At 39.4% G+C, this 18,837-nt stretch carries 15 protein-coding genes; 6 read left to right on the forward strand and 9 right to left on the reverse strand.

The window, feature by feature from the left end; all coding sequences use genetic code 11:
- Positions 1–17: 17 nt before the first annotated feature.
- From ACHWSC_RS19770 to acnA, 3 genes are all read right to left on the reverse strand, one after another.
- The gene (locus ACHWSC_RS19770; RefSeq protein ID WP_394677890.1) at positions 18–1,403 is read right to left on the reverse strand and encodes a WG repeat-containing protein; all 1,386 of its coding nucleotides are present in this window, start codon (positions 1,401–1,403) and stop codon (positions 18–20) included.
- A gap of 138 nt (positions 1,404–1,541) precedes the next feature.
- Positions 1,542–2,126: a pentapeptide repeat-containing protein gene (locus tag ACHWSC_RS19775; protein WP_394677891.1), complete on the reverse strand. Its 585-nt coding sequence runs from the start codon at positions 2,124–2,126 to the stop codon at positions 1,542–1,544.
- Between the two features lie 278 nt (positions 2,127–2,404).
- On the reverse strand, positions 2,405–5,173 hold the full coding sequence (gene acnA / locus ACHWSC_RS19780) for an aconitate hydratase AcnA (RefSeq protein WP_394677892.1): 2,769 nt from the start codon (positions 5,171–5,173) through the stop codon (positions 2,405–2,407).
- A 232-nt stretch (positions 5,174–5,405) separates the two neighbouring features.
- Here acnA and ACHWSC_RS19785 point away from each other — a divergent pair, with 232 nt between their 5' ends.
- From ACHWSC_RS19785 to ACHWSC_RS19800, 4 genes are all read left to right on the forward strand, one after another.
- A complete protein-coding gene (locus tag ACHWSC_RS19785) occupies positions 5,406–5,936 on the forward strand; it encodes a TlpA family protein disulfide reductase (RefSeq protein ID WP_394677893.1) in 531 nt (176 codons plus the stop codon).
- Between the two features lie 113 nt (positions 5,937–6,049).
- Positions 6,050–6,991 (forward strand): homoserine O-succinyltransferase, encoded by a 942-nt coding sequence (gene metA, locus ACHWSC_RS19790; protein WP_394677894.1) that lies wholly within the window; start codon positions 6,050–6,052, stop codon positions 6,989–6,991.
- 61 nt (positions 6,992–7,052) lie between these two features.
- Positions 7,053–7,256, forward strand: coding sequence for a hypothetical protein (locus ACHWSC_RS19795; RefSeq protein ID WP_153847338.1), 204 nt, complete (start codon positions 7,053–7,055; stop codon positions 7,254–7,256).
- A 111-nt stretch (positions 7,257–7,367) separates the two neighbouring features.
- Positions 7,368–9,371 carry a M13 family metallopeptidase gene (locus tag ACHWSC_RS19800; protein ID WP_394677895.1) on the forward strand — a complete coding sequence of 668 codons (2,004 nt, stop codon included), beginning with the start codon at positions 7,368–7,370 and terminating at the stop codon, positions 9,369–9,371.
- A 71-nt stretch (positions 9,372–9,442) separates the two neighbouring features.
- Here the strand turns inward: ACHWSC_RS19800 and ACHWSC_RS19805 are convergent, their stop codons facing one another.
- The 6 genes from ACHWSC_RS19805 to ACHWSC_RS19830 form a co-directional block, all read right to left on the reverse strand.
- Positions 9,443–10,657: an MFS transporter gene (locus ACHWSC_RS19805; protein ID WP_346068606.1), complete on the reverse strand. Its 1,215-nt coding sequence runs from the start codon at positions 10,655–10,657 to the stop codon at positions 9,443–9,445.
- A 122-nt stretch (positions 10,658–10,779) separates the two neighbouring features.
- On the reverse strand, positions 10,780–11,739 hold the full coding sequence (locus ACHWSC_RS19810) for a bifunctional UDP-sugar hydrolase/5'-nucleotidase (protein WP_120334364.1): 960 nt from the start codon (positions 11,737–11,739) through the stop codon (positions 10,780–10,782).
- On the reverse strand, positions 11,717–12,478 hold the full coding sequence (locus ACHWSC_RS19815; protein WP_394677896.1) for a 5'-nucleotidase C-terminal domain-containing protein: 762 nt from the start codon (positions 12,476–12,478) through the stop codon (positions 11,717–11,719). Before ACHWSC_RS19815 ends, ACHWSC_RS19810 begins: the two co-directional genes overlap by 23 nt.
- A 145-nt stretch (positions 12,479–12,623) precedes the next feature.
- Complete coding sequence (locus ACHWSC_RS19820; protein ID WP_394677897.1) at positions 12,624–13,691, reverse strand: EamA family transporter; 1,068 nt, start codon at positions 13,689–13,691, stop codon at positions 12,624–12,626.
- Between the two features lie 18 nt (positions 13,692–13,709).
- Positions 13,710–14,183, reverse strand: a complete 474-nt coding sequence (locus tag ACHWSC_RS19825) for an Lrp/AsnC family transcriptional regulator (protein WP_046673335.1) — start codon at positions 14,181–14,183, stop codon at positions 13,710–13,712.
- A gap of 184 nt (positions 14,184–14,367) precedes the next feature.
- Positions 14,368–14,871, reverse strand: a complete 504-nt coding sequence (locus ACHWSC_RS19830) for an FUSC family protein (protein WP_312482796.1) — start codon at positions 14,869–14,871, stop codon at positions 14,368–14,370.
- A 214-nt stretch (positions 14,872–15,085) separates the two neighbouring features.
- On the opposite strand from ACHWSC_RS19830, the gene ACHWSC_RS19835 reads away from it, so the two are divergent.
- Together ACHWSC_RS19835 and ACHWSC_RS19840 are read left to right on the forward strand one after the other, a co-directional pair.
- A complete protein-coding gene (locus ACHWSC_RS19835) occupies positions 15,086–18,007 on the forward strand; it encodes an FAD-binding and (Fe-S)-binding domain-containing protein (RefSeq protein ID WP_394677898.1) in 2,922 nt (973 codons plus the stop codon).
- Positions 18,008–18,100: 93 nt separating this feature from the next.
- Positions 18,101–18,751, forward strand: a complete 651-nt coding sequence (locus ACHWSC_RS19840) for a hypothetical protein (protein WP_394677899.1) — start codon at positions 18,101–18,103, stop codon at positions 18,749–18,751.
- Positions 18,752–18,837 lie beyond the last annotated feature (86 nt).

Genomic DNA, 18,837 nt, shown 5'->3' on the forward strand with positions numbered 1-18,837 from the left:
TTTTTGGTTTCTGGTTCTTAAATTGTATCTGTTGCCTCTGCCGCGGCATCTATTTCTACACGTTCACCTTTTGTATTAATCAAAATTACATCGTCCGAATCCGCTAATGAGACAGAAGCTACACCATCACTGAAAGAGGTAGCCCCGCTGTATATAAATGGTATGGCCACTTTTCCCTGACCATCTAAATAACCATATTTTCCATCTTTACTAGCAAGGAAAAGATTAGGTTCTTCTGTAACTGAAATTAAATCGTAGTCGGGAGCAACGATTTTATTGGTTTTTATTTCAGTAAGATTATACGTGTCGTTTTCGATACTAATGAAATGCGTTGAATTATTTTCAGAAATATAGCTATAGGTCGCCGGGACAATTATTTTGCCCGCCTGATTCAATATACCATATTTATTTTTCTGCTGAAATACGGCATAACCACCGTTAATGAACGATATCATATCATAATTTGCGGAAATTAAAATTTTGCCGGATTTATCCATGACCCCATATTTTTCGTTTAGTCCAAAAACCAGTTGTCCAAGGTGATCATCGTAACCTAAATAATCGTATTGGAAGGGGATGATTGGTTTACCGGCCAGATTAATGGCACCATATTTTTCATTTTTATATTGAACTATACTAAGATCGCTAACAAATGGTGCGATGTATAGGTATTGTGCTGGTACAATTGTTTTTTCTTCACCGTCTTGTATCCCTAGGAGATTATTTGCAGCATCTTCAAATAAATACAGATTTTCAGCAATCTGGTTGCTTTCTTCCGAATCTTCCTCGTCGTCATAAATGGATGCTACTTGCTCATAATCCTCAGGTACGATAAAATCTTTGTCGTCCAGTTGGCTATCGGCGATGTTTTGGGCAATCATATCCATTCCAAGAGGTGTTGTTAACTGCAGCACCGCTCCGGGGATTTTTTTGAACAGATCAAATCCCTCCCAATAGGTGGCTGGCAATTTATCGCTATACCAGATCGATAAGGTGTTGTTTTCCTCGTTATCTTTTGAAATAGGAATTTCGACCTGAGCTAGTTTGCAGGGATAACCGGCAATCATTTTTGTCTGGTTTGGGATGAATTTGATCGCATGTGGGCTGAGCGCATTTTCTTTAACGACGTATTTTGCCAGTCCTGGGTACAATATAATTGATTGTTCTTCATTTTTTTTAATGAGAAAGATTGACTCTTCGCCGTCTCCGGAAGCCGATATAACTTTTATTTTATCATTGTTAACATACGCTTCGTAAACAGAAACTGGAGCTGCTTGTGCTTCTTCGCTGGGATCGACAGGATACGTAATGGCATAGTTGATCTTAAATGCTTTATTGATCTGTGCAAACGACATTGTGCTGGCCGCTAAGATAGCTGCGAATGATAGGGATATTTTTTTCATCTTCTTAAACTTTGAATGACAAATATCCTGATTGAAAGTGGGGAGTTTTATCCCTGAAATCCGTTATTTAACGATAAATCAACATGTTTCAAATGAATACATTGATTTTGGGAGTTAATACAACGGGTTTTTCCATATTTAATCAATAATCAGTTGATATTTAAGCAGTAGGCCAGGTAGTTGTTCCGGGCCAAATTTACTTTTTTTCATACGATTGACCTCTGGATCTAGCTGGATATTGATCGAAGACCGAAAATCGCAGCCCTCGAGATTGCATTGTACAAAGCGGGCATTTAGCAAATTCGTTTTTTTAAACAGCGCCTGTTGAAGGTTGGCCCGTTCAAAATCCACATGTTGCAAAGAGCATTGTTCAAACTGGAACTTCTTTATATTTCTTTCAAAAAAAGAGGAGTAATCCAGAACCGAGTTGCTGAAATTAGCATGAAAGGAAAATGAACTACATTCATTAAAGTGTATGCCGAGCATTTTGCAATCACTAAAAACAACATGATCTAATTGTGTGCCCTTTAGACTGACATTAGAAAGATTACATGATTTAAATTCACAATTTGTGAATAGGAGATCTACGAGTTCTGCGTTCTGGAAATCACATTGCTCAAAGGTGCATTTGTAGAATTCCTGAACTTGCTTCAGTTCAGCTGTAAATGTTTGTTTAGTGATTGTTTGTTCGACAAGTTCTTCCATTTTGTATCGTGTTAGCATTGATTTTAGCGAAAATAAGCAATTCTGCCGAATGATTTTACTTTAAAATAAAGTCAAAGGCGCTATTTCCGCTTGCGAACAAAATACCTGATTTCAGGGATAAAAAGGAGGATTTTTTATAGCTATTTTTGGCATAGCCATAAAACATAATTCTTGGGGTGCTGGGGGTAAGACTGATGTATTGTAGAACTCTGGTAGGTTTTTATATAGTTTGTTAAAGGGCACTGATCAGTGCCCTTTACTTTTTTAGATATTTCGATGCGCTAATTTGGACAATGTTAGTTGTTCTTTAAATACTGACGCAGCACATATTGTAGAATACCGTCATTCTTAAAATACTCTATTTCAATGGCTGAATCGAGTCTTGCTTTCACTTGAAATGTGGTTACTGTTCCATTGTCATGTACCGCCTTTACCGAGAGAAGTTTATGGGGTGTTAAATCGTTCTCAAGTCCCGAGATGCTATAGACTTCTGTTCCATCTAGTCCTAATTTCTCTGCGTTTTCGTCATTGATAAATACAAGAGGTGCTACGCCCATACCGACAAGATTACTTCGGTGAATACGCTCGAAACTTTCAGCAATAACCGCACGCACGCCAAGGAGGAATGTTCCCTTTGCCGCCCAATCTCTGGAGGAACCCGAACCATACTCTTTTCCTGCCAGTACGATGAGCGCTGTGTTGTTTTTGCGGTATTCCATTGCAGTTTCATATACCGTCTTCACCTCATTGGTGGGGAAGTAACGGCTAAATCCACCTTCACGATCGGTAATTTTGTTTTTAATACGCACATTGGCAAATGTTCCGCGCATCATGACTTCGTGATTCCCACGTCTAGATCCATAAGAATTGAAATCTTCTTTACTTACCTGATGTGATCTGAGGTATTGTCCAGCTGCAGTTTCTTCTTTGAATGAACCTGCGGGTGAGATATGATCCGTAGTCACCGAGTCACCGAGATAAAGTAATACCCTTGCATTCTGAATATCCTGTATTGGATTAGGAACGGCTTGTAAATTCTCAAAAAATGGCGATTCTTTGATGTAGGTGGACGTATTGTCCCACTGGTAATTTTGATCAAGATTCACTTCAAGTTCTTGCCAGTCTGTCGACCCGTCGAATATGACATCATAGACTTCTTGGAAATCCGATTGTTTGACGCAGGCATTGACGGTTTCGATAATATCCTCGCGGCTTGGCCAAATATCTTTCAGATATACGGGCTGACCGTTAGGGTCGTAATCCAATGGTTCCTCCAAGAGATTAATATCCACTCGTCCGACCAGCGCATAGGCCACAACAAGCATTGGCGACATTAAGAAGTTCATTTTTACCTGTGGATGTACACGGGCCTCAAAATTTCGGTTGCCTGATAATACCGAGGCAACAATTAGTTCACCTTTTTCCACCGCTTCTGCTATCTGTGGTGGAAGAGGACCGGAGTTTCCAATACAGGAGGTACAACCGTAACCCACGGTGTGAAAACGCAGGGCATCAAGATCAGCACTAAGTCCTGATCTTTCAAGATATTGTGTAACGACTTTTGAACCTGGGGCTAAAGAGGTCTTGACCCAGGATTTGGTGCGAAGTCCGCGCTCGATGGCGTTACGGGCCAATAATCCTGCACCGATCATGACAGTCGGGTTCGAGGTATTGGTACAGCTTGTTATAGCAGCAATCGCAATACTGCCATCACTGACAATATACTCCTTATGATTGTGTTTGATACGAACGGCATGAATAGACTCTTGAATAACTTCATGCGGGGAATCATGTTCGACAGGTACCTTACCAAAGGTAAACTCTGTTCCTGAACCGCCGTCAGCAAGCCAGGCAGATTCCGACCGCTGTAAAACAGGGACATATTGTCGATGGTGTTCGCTGTCTAAGAGTTGTGAAAATGTGGTTTTTAAATCCTTCACTAGAATTTTATCCTGAGGCCTTTTGGGGCCAGATACAGTTGGCTCCAGGCTTGATAAATTGAATTCAACCACCGACGAATATTGAATTTCTTCCTTGCCCGTGCGCCAGAGTAAGTTGCTTTTGCAATAATCTTCAACAATTTTAATCTGCTCTGCACTTCGATTGGTGCTATGCATGTATTCAAGGGTTCGGTCATCAATCGGAAAATAGGTAACCGTACAGCCAAATTCTGGGGACATGTTGGAGATTGTCGCACGGTCTGTCACCGAAAGGCTGTCCAATCCATCGCCAAATACTTCAACAAATTTGCCCACAACACCTTTATCGCGAAGTATTTTTGTTATCGAAAGGACCATGTCTGTCGCGGTGCAAGTCGCTGGTATTTTGCCGATAAGTTTAAGGCCGATAACTTCAGGACAGGTGAAAAAGATGGGTTGTCCAAGCATGGCAGCTTCAGCCTCAATACCACCAACTCCCCAACCCAGTACACCAATACCATTCACCATTGGTGTATGAGAATCCGTCCCTACTAATGTGTCCGGAAAAAGCCAATTGTCGCGTTCAATTACTCCTTTGGCAAGATATTCCAAATTAACCTGATGGCAGATACCCATACCCGGAGGAACAACAGTGAAGTTTTTCAATCCTTTCTGTGCCCATTTAAGGAGTTCATAACGCTCGCGGTTGCGTTCATATTCCAACTCGACATTCCTGTCATACGAGTAGTCTGTGCCAAAGTAATCGACCTGAACGGAATGATCAATAACTAGATCCACAGGTATAGCGGGATTTATTTTTTGTCCATCTTTGCCATGACGGATAAATTCGGCACGTAGGGAAGCCATATCGACTACAGCAGGTACTCCGGTAAAGTCCTGCATTAAAATTCTAGCCGGTTTGAAGGGTATATCTTTGTCAACAGGTTGTGGAGTCCAATGAATCAGGGTATTGACATGCTCGTCCGTGATACTGAATCCATCATGGTTACGCAATACATTTTCCAGTAGTATCCGGATGCTGAATGGCAGGTGCGTGATATTACCTTCAGGAAGATCTTTAATAGAACTATACTGGTAAACTTTTCCGTTAATTTCAATTTCTCGTATTGATTTCTCTTTGCTCATATTCATTTACTTATTTTCATACTATATAATACACATATCCCCAAATTTGTTTGTAATATCTTTTACACATATCTTTCCGCTTTTGTATTCCAAAACGGAATTTATGCCTATATCGGCGCTAAAAAATGAATTAAAAAATAGGATAAAAAAATAGATTGCTTTTTCTGATTTAGAGACAATCAAATTAGGATGCAAACGTTATGTTAATGTTTATGCTTAGAAACAGTGTTGTATGAGAAAAAGAGTAAATTATAGTGTCCTTTTCTTGGTTAGTTTGTTGTTTTGCAGCCCATTTCTGGGTAAAGCAAGTACACGTTCTGTTGCCGAAGGGGAGGACAATGGCTGGACCGAAGGATATGATCTTAGTTTTAGGGACAGTAAAAACAATGTGTTGAGCCTAAATCAACTCAAGCGGAAAGTTGTGGTTATTAATTTATGGGCGACATGGTGCCCACCTTGTCTTGCTGAGATGCCTTCATTGGATCAACTCTATCAGGATTTTAAAAGCAACGATAGGATTATTATTTTGTCTGTCGATATTGATGGAAATCTTAGCACTTCGAGGAAATTTATGGCGAAAAGAAAATACAGTCTACCTGTCTATCAGTTAAATTCGGCGTTGCCGAATGAATTGAGTACCACAAGCCTACCCACAACCATTATTTTGGACAAGGCTGGTAAGTTGGTCATTAAGCATGTTGGTGGAATGAATTTTGGGTCGCAGAAATTCAGAAAATCCCTATTGGATTTAAGTAAGGAATAGATTTTGGTGTTGGAGATTATATTAATATAATAGAAGATAATTTATGTTTCATTTAGCATTTATGGCATTTTCTTGCTAATTTTGCATGCTAATTGTATAAGGAGAAATTATCTATGCCGGTCAAACTTCCTAATAACCTTCCTGCCATTGAGTTGTTGAAAAAGGAGAATATATTTGTCATGAGTGATTTAAGAGCAAATGAGCAGGACATTAGACCGCTTCGCGTTTTAGTACTGAACTTGATGCCGCTTAAAATTACGACAGAGACAGATTTTATTCGTTTGCTGTCAAATAATCCTTTGCAGGTGGAAATGGAATTTTTGCGACTTGAAACGCATGTTTCAAAGAACACCCCCGAAGAGCATTTGGAGATGTTTTATAAGAGCTTGACTGAGGTTAAGGAGAATTTCTACGACGGAATGATTATTACGGGAGCTCCAGTTGAAATGGTTGCTTTCGAGGAAGTGACCTACTGGGCAGAAATTCAGACCATCTTCGATTGGGCACGAACCCATGTAACATCAAGCTTATATATCTGTTGGGCGTCTCAAGCTGCATTGTATCATTTCTATGGTGTAGAGAAGAAGCCACTAGCGGAAAAGCTTTTTGGTGTATTTAAGCATACTACGTTAAACAAAAGACATCCGCTATTCCGTGGATTTGATGATGAGTTCTTTATACCGCACAGCCGCCATACGACCATTGAGAAGGATGATCTCCTGGTGAAAGAGGGTTTGGAAATTCTTTCAGAATCGCCAGAAGCAGGTATTGCTATCGTTTCTTCACGAGGTGGACGAGAATTTTATTTAACGGGACATTCAGAATATGCTCCTTTTACATTGGATGAAGAGTATAAGAGAGACTTAGAAAAAGGGCAGGAGATTGCTATGCCAGCGAATTATTATGTCGATGACAATCCCGAAAACCGTCCTCTAGTGCGCTGGACAAGCCATGCGAACCTGCTTTTCAATAACTGGTTGAATTACTTCGTGTATCAAGAAACTCCTTTTGATCTAAAAGATGTGGTTTACTTAGGCGAAATCAAACAAGGATAATTTAATTCATTTCAAACAAAAACGGCTAAAAAAGCATTCTATTCATGTTAAGTGATTAAATATGAAAAAGACTGCTTTACTAGTTTGTTCTGTTCTTTCATTTTTTTTATTGAAAGCACAGGTTACGCTAGAAGAAAATCAAAAACTCAAAGAAGCGAATGGTACTTTATGGTATGCTAATCCGTGGATCTGGATCGCAGGTATTGCCTTGTTCTTACTGATTTTTATCCTTGTACTACGTAAATCAACCCGCAATAAAGCATAGACCCAACTATGCTTCTTAATTTTGGTTGTCATTAGAACCATATTTGTTGCATCAACAATAGAAGAACTTTTCTTAAGTTTGTGTATAGCGATAAACAAACTAAATTTTTATATGAAGAAAAATCTACTTTTTGCAGCCTTGTTAGCCTGCGGCTCATTGACAAGCCATGCGCAAAACAATGCAATCAATGTGAGTTACATGGATAAGAGTGTTCGTCCTCAAGATGACTTTTATAACTTTGTGAACGGGCAATGGATGAAAACAGTCAAAATACCTTCCGATAAAGCGCGTTGGGGTTCTTTTGACGAATTGCGTGAAAATACCGATATTGCTACTTTGAAGGTTTTGCAAGAATCATTATCTGGACAGTTCCAAAAGGGTACAGACCATCAGAAGATAGGTGATTTGTATAAATCATTTGTGGATATGAAAACGCGCAATAAACTTGGTTTAGCGCCTGTTAAACCTTATCTTACTAAAATTGCAGCCATTAAGAATTTCGATGATTTATATAAATATCTTGTTGAGGTAGCACCCATTGGTGGAAATCCTTTTTTTAGTGGCTATGTATATGCGCATCTTAAAAATTCCGATGTTAATACAGTATACCTTGGCGGAGGAAGTCTAGGTTTGGGACGTTCATATTATCAAGTAAAAGACAAGAAGAACGAAGAAACCTTAACCGACTATTCAAATTATATTTCTGCACTTTATGCTAAATCGGGCCAAGTTACGAAGGATTTAAAAGGTCCAAAAATTGTTGCCTTTGAAAAGCAGATGGCCGCAAACCTTAAAACTGTTGAGCAATCACGTGATGCTAATGGTCGATATAATCCGATCGCTGTAGCTGATCTAAAAAAGATGGTGAAAAACGTGGATATTGCAAAGTACCTAAAGGATGTCGGTTTTAAGGCTGATACTGTGATTGTGCCGGAAATAAAGTATTATGAAAATTTGGATCGAGTTTTCAATCCTGAAAATCTACCGCTAATCAAAGAGCTATTGACATTTCATATTTTAAATAATGCAGCGTCATATACTACACAGGAGCTTAATGATCTGTATTTTGACTTCTGGGGTCGTAAGTTAAAAGGACAAAAGGAGCAGCGTGCTTTAGATAAGCGCGGTGTGGAATTTGTCAATTCGATCGCAGGGGAGTTATTGGGAAAATTATATGTGAAAGAAAACTTCCCTCCGAAGGCCAAAGCTGAAGCTGAAGAGCTTGTAAGCTATCTTGTTAAAGCTTTCGGGCAACATATCAAGGGATTAACTTGGATGTCGGATGAAACGAAAGTAAAAGCATTGGACAAACTGGCTAAGTTTAAAGTTAAAATTGGTTATCCGGATAAATGGAAAGATTATAGCAAACTTGATGTTGGTACATCGTTGTATGAAAATGTATTGGCTTCGAGTAAATGGGCATTTTACCAAAATTTGGCGAAACAAGATAAGCCAGTAGACAAGTCAGAATGGGGGATGACTCCACAAACTGTAAACGCTTATTATAGCCCATTGTTTAACGAGATTGTCTTTCCGGCAGCGATTCTTCAGCCACCATTCTATGATTATAAGGCTGATGCTGCAGTTAATTTCGGTGGTATCGGTGCGGTAATTGGTCATGAACTTTCACATGGATTTGACGACCAGGGTGCGAAATACGATGGAAACGGAAACCTGAACAACTGGTGGAGCGACAGTGATAAGGCGAAATTTGAAGCGGCGGCTGATGCTTTGGTACGTCAATTTGAATCCTATGAACCTGTACCAGGTGTTTTTGTGAACGGTCGCTTTACATTAGGGGAGAATATTGGGGATTTGGGAGGTTCATCAGTTGCTTTTGATGCATTGCAACTTTATCTGAAAGATAAGGGAAATCCTGGATTAATAGATGGTTTTACGCAGGACCAGCGCTTTTTCCTTTCCTGGGCTACAATATGGAGAACGAAGACAACAGACGAGTTTGTGGTCAATCAAGTGAAAACTGATCCGCATTCTCCGGCACAGTACCGTGCTTTTGCGCCGATCATTAACCTAGATGCTTTCCATAAAGCTTGGGATACAAAGAACGGCGACAAAATGTTTGTTCCGGTCGATAAACGTATTAAAATTTGGTAGGTTATCAATCATTTTACAAAAAGCGGGTGTATTTAATTTTAAATACACCCGCTTTTTTTATTTAGTTTATACTATTTCATCCATTTCAGAACCAAATAGAACCCGATTGCCGTTGCAGATAAGGTCAATGCCGTCGCCCACCATAGTGTTGTAAAACCAAAGGAGTCGACTATGCTTGTCCCTAAAAGTGGTGAAAATATATTTGCTGCTGAAAAAGCAAGGGAATTGAAGCCCATGTATGCTCCTTGTGTTTTGGGTGTCGAGCGGTTAACAGAAACCGTTGCCATAAAGGGTAATGTCAGCATCTCACCTAAACCAAAAATAAAGAATGTGAAATATAACCAACCGAGCCCGCCAGTAAAATTTAGCATGGCATAAGAGCTGGCACATAAAAATGTTCCAAAGACGAGCGTGCTAATTAACGAGAATCTTTTTTCAGCGATATGGACGATAAACATCTCCAGCAATACGATAACGAAACCACTCCAACCGAGTAGAAATCCGATTTGGTGGTCGTTCAAATGATGAACCTCTCGGTAGAAAAGTGGTAAAGTCGTAATCAGCTGAAAGAAACAAAATGAGAAAATACAACAAAAGATATTGAATAAGACAAAAGGCAGGTCTGTATAAGGATTTCGTCCTTTTTGAGGCAATTCGTTTTCAGGAATAATCTCTTTTTTTGATTTGATATCGCTTCTTTTTTCTCGTTTATGAAAAAAGACAAAGAAAATCACTGCAGCGCAAAGGACGGCAAAAGAATTTCCATAAAAGATCCAATTGAATGAGATGGTGGCCAAAAAGCCAGCAACCGCTGGGCCGATTGAAAATCCCAAATTTATCGCTAGGCGATTCAATGAAAAAGCACGCGTGATATTTTCTGGTTTAGCATAACTCGCCACTGACACCGAGTTTGCAGGTCTAAAGGCATCGAAGATTAAGCTTAACGTAAAAATCATGATGGATAACGACTGCACCTCTTTGAAATGTGGAATCAGTAAGAATAAAGGCGCGGCCAATATGAGACTTCCGAACTGAACCTTGAAACTACCAATCCGATCAGTCAGCCAGCCACCTATATAAGAACCACAAACGGAGCCGAATCCATAACTCATCAATACAACACCAACTTGTTTAATGTCAAAATGTAGAACCTGGGTCATGTAGAGTCCAAGAAAGGGAATCACCATACTTCCCATTCTATTGATGAGCATAACTATGGCAAGTAGCCATGCGGCTTGAGACAGTCCCTTAAAGGAGTCGAGGTATATCGATAAAATTCTTTTCATTGAATGATGAATCAGCTTGTATAGATCGTATAAGTTTTTTAATTCATACGTCTTCTTGTAGTATTGGTAAAAAAAATGCCAAATTGATTAGTCAACTTGGCATTTATTAAAATTAGATCATATTATGCCAACATGGATTCTGGAATTGAAGGATTGACCTGATAGGTACTTGCGACCATTTGTTTCTTCTCAGACCCCGGCTCCATAATAAAGTCAATACGTCCCAGATTAATCCCGGCAAAACCGACTTGGTTCACAACGGTCTTTGTTCCTTTCAAATTAGTAACCAGTGTTGGTTCATTTAAGAAGGTGTGGGTATGGCCGCCGATAATTAGGTCAATATCTGAGGTTTTAGCGGCAAGGATTAGATCTGACACTTTATCGTTTTCATATTGATAGCCCAAATGCGATAAACAGATGACCAAATCACATTTGTGTTTTTCCTTCAATATGCGGACCACCTTGTTGGATACTTCAATAGGATCCAAATATTTCATTCCCTTGAAGTTATTGGGGTCAACCAATCCTTCAATATCTACTCCTAGTCCAAAAACGCCTATTTTAATTCCACCTTTATGGAATATGGTATAATCCTGGGTTTTCCCCTCCAATACAGTTCCTTTGAAGTCGTAATTGGCTGTTAAGAATGGAAATTTAGCGTGATCCAGGTATTTTACAAGACCGTTAAGACCATTGTCAAATTCATGATTTCCGAATGTCCCCGCATCATAACCCAGTTTTGTCATGAGATCAAGTTCAAGTTTTCCTCCAAAAAGATTAAAATAGGGGGTACCTTGAAACATATCGCCCGCATCCAGTAATAGAAGATGTTCTTCTTCTTTGCGGATTTTATTGATAAGAGTACTTCTGCGCGCAACACCAGCCAATCCCTGATATTTACCGCCGTCCATTGGAAACGGTTCAATACGGCTATGAACATCGTTGGTATGTAAAATTGTAAGTTTTACCTTTTTGCTCTTCGCGTCGACTTGAAAAGGAAGTGATCCCAAAGCAACAGCAGCAGAAAATCCACCAACTTGCTTGATAAATGATCTTCGGTTAATTGATTTTAATTCTTCCATCTAATTCTGCATTTACTTTTTTGCCTTCTTTCGTTAATTCACTCACATATTCAATCAAACCTTCACGCATACGTTGCGGATAATCTGCTCGCGATACAGGTTGTGTCAATAGGGTAAGGTTGTCACCACCATTGGCAAGATAATCATAGGTCACTAGTTTATATAACTTATCGTCTTCAATAGCTTGACCTTTGATCTTGATGTCCTGAACTTTGTTGCCTGTAATTGTCAAAGTCATTCCAGCAATAGGTTGACCATGTGTTGTTGCGATATAGTCAGCAAGCTGACGAATCTGACTACCCTTGAGTTCGAGTATAGTCAACATGTTCTCAAAGGGCATAACCTCGAAAATATGTCCTACGGTAATATCTCCTGCTTTAAGGTCATTTCGAATCCCACCCTTTGTTGCGAAAGCTAAATCCGCAGGGTTATGGGCATTATGTTCACTCATCCACAACAAGGCTTCACAAAAAAAGTTGCCCATTAATGTTTCCGCTGTTTTCTCTTTTGTCAATGCTATGTCCGCATGTCCAATTACACGGTTCATTTCCGCTTCCATTTTGTGCTTGAAGGGCTCGTAGATTGATACGACTGCAGGATCAGCTTGCATATCGCTATTGATATGATATTGTTGGAAATCTTTTTGCGTTGGATGGAGCTGTTTTGTACAACCTGTAACCATCAAAAGCGAAGCGACACCAAGGCTACCAATAAAGGCAATTTGCTTCGATATATTCATTCTCTTTAATTTAACCAAATACTTTGCAAAGTTAGCCAATTATATATGAACAAATCTTATCCAATGTTAGCTAATTTTTAAAAACAACAAAAGCTTAACATTGTTACACATTAAGCTTTGTCCATATAATTAGAAAAATAACAACCTAGTGAACTAATTCCGTGTCAGGAATAGTATTGGCATCCATCCGGCGATCTGCTGATTTCAAGTTCTCCAGCTTATTACCTTGTTGGATGATCTTTTTCCTTTTGCTGCGCGACGACAGTTTGGTGCGATACGCTTTCCAGTTCATCAACAAGACTGAAAATAGAATAACGGCTAAACCGACAATTTGCAAGGAGGTTACAACGTGCGAAGTGAAAAAATGACTTAAAATAAGTGCAATAATTGGGTTCACATACGCATAGGTACTTACTTCCATTGCTGGACGCACCTGCAATAACCAGATATAAGAGCTAAAAGCAAGAATTGAGCCAAATGTAATTAAATACCCCAAATTAAACCAGTCAACAGGTGCCACACTACGCAGGGTAAATGATGCATATTCGCCGGTAAAAAGCGCTGTGATATTAAAGAGGACACCTGCGGTAACCATTTGCCAAGCGGTCTTTACCATAACATGCAGATCCTCTTTTTCTTCTTTGTCAGATTTTTTAAAATATTTGGAAATCAACGAACCTACAGTCCAAGCGATAGAACCCAATACTAAAATCGATAAGGCAATCACTTTAAGGGTGCCATCTGTATTGTCATTGGTCGCCATGATCTGTTCAGCAAATAGCATCACAACACCACAGAAACCTAATGCTACGCCGGCAACTGTGCTAATGCTGCTAAAGTTTTCTTTCCATTTTGGTTTGTCCAATAATATAAACCAGATTGCAGCAGCTGCTGCAATAATAGCGGCAACACCACCAGATACATATTGCTCGGCCCAGATAACCCCTGCCATATCGACGAAGAGCAATAAAAAACCTACGATTGCGGCCTCCTGAATAGAACGCTTGTTAAATAATTTATATCCTTTTATGGCGCAATATGTCATTAGGATTGCACTGGCTGCAACAAATCGAAACGAACCCAAAATAAATGGCGGGAAACTATGCAATGCTTTTTCTATAAAGAAAAAGGTAGAGCCCCATACCACATAAATAATGAAATAAGCAACAACAACCATTAATGGGCTAGCTGCCTTTTTTTGTCCTTGCAACATAATTAAACCTCCTTTCTATTACTCAGGTATCACAACCTGCTGATCTTCCTTGACTGTCTGAAGTACAATTGTTGTCCGCGTTGAAATAATACCTTCAACTTTACTTAAGGTATTTCGCATGAGATCCACTAAACCTGTAGAATCTGCAGTTCTTACTTTAATAAGGTAACCATCATCACCTGCAATGTCATGTACTTCTTGAACTTCAGGGATTTCGGCAAGTGCCAACCCTACACCCTGTTCGCCAATAATATCATTGGCTTTGATAAAAATAAACGATAAAAGTTTTTGATCGACCGCGGCAGGATTGATCTTGGCACTATATTTTAAAATCACATCTTTTTGCTCAAGCTTCTTTACGCGCTCGAGGATTGCTGATGGTGCCATACCTAATTCTCTTGCGATATCAGCATTGTTGATCCGTCCATTATCCTGCATTAAGCGCAAGATTTTATAGTCGACTTGGTCTAAATTATATTCTACTTTTGTCATTTCGACTGCAAAGGTAGGTAAAAAAGTATAATATTCAAAATTATTTAAGCTATTCTGAATATTATTCTGATTAAACGGAATAATATGTGAATTTTATTCGAATTTATTGTAAAGAAATCTTAACCAGTTGGGCTATGGTGCTGAAAGTAAGTATATTGCTTTTTAGGTCGCCCAAAGGTATAATTCAACAATTATACCTTTTTCTTAATTTCAGAATAATATTTCTTGTAGACAGGATGACCCCCAATCCAATCAGACAACCTAAACAGACACAACCAAAACGATCCAAGGCGGCGAAGTAGGAGCGGCTTTGCTGTTCATGAAGGTAGACGATAATTAGCGCGACCATAGATGTTCGCGCCACAGCCATGATGTTGAGTAGCTTACATGTAATCAACGACGCGACAATGCCGATAATCATGGCGTATAGTTGTGTAATAGGTACAAAATATAAACTAAGCCCGATTGCCGAACCTATAAAATTGGATTTAGCGCGATCGATAGCTATTTTTTTTGACTCATTCTCTTGTGGCGAAATGACCAGTATAATCGATATGAGTGTCCAAGAAACAGAATACTGGGGAAAGGATACAAAGAGTGGGTAACCTATAAGGAAGCCAATCAATACCCGAATGGTGTATATAATAAAATCAGAATGAAGCGTATAGCGAAGGAATAGATTACGCATATAAGGAAGATATCAATCGTTAACTAAATGATGTAGTGCCACAAAAATACACGCATTGTTTGAAGGAACGAAATAAAATTGACTTTTGTGGTAAATTACCCTGTTTTGCGTTTTTATGCGTTTTTTGTTTTTGATTTGTGTGTTTCTTGCATTCATCTCTTTTTCCGATGCATAAATTTGACTAAATTTGTTTCATACATTAAATGCAGATTAAGTGAAAGATCAAAATCAATTAGCCTTATTAGCGTCTCAACTCAAGGGGGAGCTCTTTTATACCAATGAAACCAAGGATCAAACAATGTTGCTTGCCTATTCGACCGATGCGTCTGTTTATCAGGAAAAGCCGTTGGCTGTAGCAATACCAGCTGATATTGATGACATTAAAAAATTAATTGATTTTGCGCAGCAGCATAGGATAACTATAATACCCCGTACTGCCGGTACCTCTTTGGCGGGACAGGTTGTAGGCCATGGTATTATTATGGATATTTCGCGTCATTTTAACGGTATTATTGAACTTAATGTCGAAGAGCAGTGGGTTCGGGTGCAGCCAGGTGTGATTCGTGACGACTTAAATAGTTATCTTAAACCATTCGGACTGATGTTTGGGCCTGAAACTTCGACGGCAAGCCGTGCCATGGTTGGTGGAATGATTGGCAATAACTCTTCGGGTTTGCATTCAATTGTCTGGGGAGATACACGGCACAATTTGATTTCGGCCAACGTCCTTTTGGACGACTGTACTGAAGTGACTTTTGAGGCGATTGATGAAGCAGCATATTTTAAGAAATTATTATTAGCTGGTCGTGAGGGCGATATCTATCGTAATATGAATGAATTATTGACAGATCCACAGCATTTAAGTGCCATAGAAGCGGGCTACCCCAAACGATCCATCACAAGAAGAAATACCGGCTATGCATTGGATATTCTTGCTGATCGTTCGGCCCCTTTCAATATGTGTAATTTATTAGCAGGATCCGAAGGAACTTTGGCTATCGTTACAGAAGCGAAACTCAAACTGATGTCCTTACCACCTCAGGAACTAGGTTTACTCTGTGTTCACTTTGCTGATATGGTGGAGTGCATGCATGGCAATGTGATTGCCTTGGAACATAAACCAGAAGCATCTGAATTGGTAGACAAATACATCATGGATTTCACGGTTGGGCATCCAACCTATAAGTATAATCGTTTTTTTATTGAGGGGGATCCACAGGCTTTATTAATTGTTGAGTTTAGGGGGCTTACAGCCGCCGAAACAGAGGCGAAAGCGATGGCATTGAAAGCAGATCTAATTGCTCGTGGCTTAGGATATGCCTATCCTTATATTACCGGTATTGAACAGACGAATTTAGTTTGGGATGTGCGCAAAGCGGGCCTTGGTTTAATCCGTAATTTGCCTGGGGACAGTCAGCCTGTAAATTTGATTGAAGATTGTGCTGTTTCGCCTGAGGACCTACCTGCTTACGTGCGTGATATTCAAAAGCTTTTGATAGAAGAGGGAGTACATGCATCTTATTATGCGCATGCAGGAGCGGGAGAGCTGCATATCGAACCCTTTGTAAATCTGAAAACAGCAGCCGGTAAACGTACTTTTCGTTCAATCCTTGAGAAAACGAGTGATCTTGTGTTAAAATATAACGGTTCGCTGAGTGGTGAGCACGGTGATGGTCGTCTGCGCGGAGAATTTATAGGCAAAGTGCTTGGCGAAAAAGTTTACAAATTACTTGAGGAAGTCAAATTCATCTTTGACCCACAGGGAGTTTTTAATGCAAATAAGATTGTTAACACACCGCCGATGGATTCTCATTTGCGCTATGACAACGATAGCAACCGAACTGAAATAAAGACCTACTTCGATTTTTCCAAAGATGAGTCTATCCTTCGATTGGCGGAGAAGTGTTCTGGTTCGGGAGATTGCCGAAAGACTGAAATTACCGGTGGAACAATGTGTCCGTCGTTTATGGCTACACGCGATGAAAAAGATACGACACGGGCGCGGGCAAATATGCTGCGTCAGTTTTTGACGAATTCTACAAAGAAAAACCGTTTCGATCATGAAGAGATCAAAGAGGTTATGGATCTCTGTTTAAGCTGCAAAGGTTGTAAAACGGAGTGTCCTTCTAGCGTAGATGTTGCTAAAATGAAAGCAGAATTTCTACAACACTATTATGATGAGCATGGTGCGGGGTTTAGAACAAAATTAATTGCTAATTTCACCCAGTCTCAGAAACTCGGATCGTGGGTAGCACCTCTTTATAATTTTGTGGTCAAAAATGATTTCTTGTCAGGAATGGTCAAAAAAACAGTCGGATTTGCGCCAAAGCGTTCCTTGCCAACAGTCAATGGAACGACTTTAACCCAATGGGTAAAAAAACAAGCAGTGGTAAGTGATGCCAAGCGTCGTGTTTATCTTTTTTCGGATGAGTTTACGGAATATAATGATGCAGAGATCGGTATTACAGCATACAAATTATTGACGGCATTGGGGTATGAAGTAGTCATTCCAAAACATGTGCAAAGTGGGCGGACTTATCTTTCCAAAGGGTTTGTCAAAGAAGCAAAGAAGATTGCGAATCAAAATATCCATTCCCTAAAGGGGTTAATTACGGATGATACGCCACTTTTAGGCGTTGAACCATCAGGAATAATTACATTTAGAGACGAGTATTTGAGTTTAGTAGACGATGATTTACGAGTTGACGCACAAAAAGTAGCCAAAAATGCGTTGATGATTGACGAATTTCTGTTGACTGAAATGAAGGCAGGGCGTATTCATCCGGAACAGTTTACTGGAACAACAAAAAAGATAAAGCTGCATGGTCACTGTTACCAAAAGGCTTTTCACCTCGTGACTGTGACAGAGCAGGTTCTATCATTCCCGACGAATTTTAGCGTAGAAACTATTCCTTCGGGCTGTTGTGGTATGGCAGGATCATTTGGTTATGAGGCTGAACATTATGATGTTTCGATGAAAGTGGCCGAGCTGGTTTTGTTACCAACCATACGTAAAACATCATCCGATACGTTAATTGCTGCGGCGGGTACTTCCTGTAGGCACCAGATTAAAGATGGTGTAGGAAGAAAATCTTATCATCCTGTGGAAATTTTATACGATGCTTTATTGAAATAAAATAAAAACATTGATAATAGTTGTTTGTTATCAGTAATAATGGTAATATTATAAGAGCAATATTCATTAATAACTGATAACAAACAATTCAATATGTACAAGATTCAATCTATAGCATTTCTTGCAACCGCTACGGTGCTGATGGCTAGTTGCGGAAATTCCAATCAGAAGAAAACTGATGGAAGTGATACAACAACGGTTAACAAAATTGAAGGTGTAAAAATCGAACAATTTACGAATGGTACACCGGGCGCAGAAAAGAAGAACTTTTTTCTCCGTATCACAGATGAGATCTTAACCGATTCAAGTCGTATTTATATCACAAAATCTCTTTACAAACAAGATACTGTAGGAGCGAAGTTTGAGGTTGTAGATTTTATACCTGCAGGTATAATAGATGGCCAACCGAGTGATGACGTCGGTTTTACCAAAGGTAAAATTAGAATCTCGTCATCGGGTCAACAGTCTGACAATTTAATTAAAGCGTTAGGTGACTTATTTCAGACGCCTACAACGGATTCTTTTGCAAAAGATGTAATTCTTCCGAATGTGTTTTCATCCAATAAGGTGAATGCTGACTTATCCAAAAAAACAGCATATAGCTTTAAACTATTTTTGGACAATAAAAAAGCTGCTCCGGCGGAGCTCTTCTTTAATGTAGACACGTATAAGCATTCTATTGAGTTTTCTGAAAAAGATCCTTCGTTCCGAGCTGGATTGTTATCAGCGTTAACGGGCAAGTAGTGAAGCTGTGACATGTGCCGCTACTTCGATGAGCCCTAAGTTATATGCTCAGGTGTAGTGTATAGATTGATTATAAAATAAAAACG

It is taken from the genome of uncultured Sphingobacterium sp. (assembly GCF_964277905.1).
In the GTDB taxonomy this organism is placed as follows: domain Bacteria; phylum Bacteroidota; class Bacteroidia; order Sphingobacteriales; family Sphingobacteriaceae; genus Sphingobacterium; species Sphingobacterium siyangense.